The 1,084-nt window shown below is 34.5% G+C and carries 1 protein-coding gene; it reads right to left on the reverse strand.

Annotated features, from left to right (window positions below):
- Nucleotides 1–115: 115 nt before the first annotated feature.
- Nucleotides 116–1,072 (reverse strand): DDE-type integrase/transposase/recombinase, encoded by a 957-nt coding sequence (locus tag EI42_RS31800; RefSeq protein ID WP_111326996.1) that lies wholly within the window; start codon nt 1,070–1,072, stop codon nt 116–118.
- Between the last annotated feature and the right edge of the window lie 12 nt (nt 1,073–1,084).

The raw sequence follows: 1,084 nt of genomic DNA on the forward strand, positions 1-1,084 counted from the left end.
TGTTCATTTGTCAATGATGTGACACCGAGATATTAAAATAAAAAGTATTGGGAAAAGGACAATGTGATGATTAAACGGAGCGTAGCGAAGTGAAATCATCACATTGTCGGCGGCTTTAATCAACGATGTATTCGAGTTCTGCTCGTTTTTGTAATGGTGATTTCCAACCCAAAACAGACATAGGTATGTTGTTTGAACGTTTGAGATATTGTTTCATTTGAACAATTAAATCATCGTAAGAGTAAAAGCTCAAATAATTGTAAAATCTTTCTTGGTCATTTCTGTGGCTTCTTTCAACCTTTCCGTTATGCCAAGGTGTTCTTGGTCTGATAAGCTTGTGGTTGATATGTAATTCGTTACACAATAAATCAAAAGGATGAGTTTTATCGGTTTTCTTTCCGTAAGTAAATTCAAAACCGTTATCTGTTTGTATCGTATCAGGAGCATAGTGAAAATAGATGATAGCTCTCTTAACAAAATCAATTGTTGAGTAACTGCTTTGTTCAAGATAAGGATAAATGAATCTTTCTCTTGATGCTTCTTCAAGCATTGTGTATTGATAGAATTTCTGTCCGTCTTTACCGGTATAACAGGATTGAGGAACATATTTAACATCAAGCTGCCATTTGCTTCCTAATTCTGTCGGAGTGTTGTATTTACCATTATGTTTTGATTTTTTCTTTATTGATTCAACCTTTTTACGATAACCGAGTTTAACAAATATTCTGTAAAGAGAGCCTATGTGTCTGGTGTAACCTTTTTCAGTTCGCAATTTACCATACAACTCGCAAATAGATATATTTGGGTTACGCCTGTGATAATCTTTTATCCATTTGATTTCTTCATCGGTGTGAGCATTTGGATGCTTTGAAATCGGTCTGTGAGACTTATCGGTTAGTGATTTGACTGTTCCATCGTATTTCCTGTTCCAACGCATTAATGATGATTTTGATATGTGATACCTTCGACATACAAAATCTATATCTTTACTTTGTCGGTACAATTTTACTGCGTGTATTCTTGTTGTTATTTGGTGTGGACAATATCTCTTGTTTTGTGTTATACTATTCATGGCGATTGAGTC

Source organism: Thermosporothrix hazakensis, assembly GCF_003253565.1.
GTDB classification, from domain to species: Bacteria; Chloroflexota; Ktedonobacteria; order Ktedonobacterales; family Ktedonobacteraceae; genus Thermosporothrix; species Thermosporothrix hazakensis.

Excerpts from the sequence above, each read along its gene's own strand:
- EI42_RS31800 (WP_111326996.1), bottom strand. The coding sequence starts at position 1,072 with ATGAATAGTATAACACAAAACAAGAGATATTGTCCACACCAAATAACA.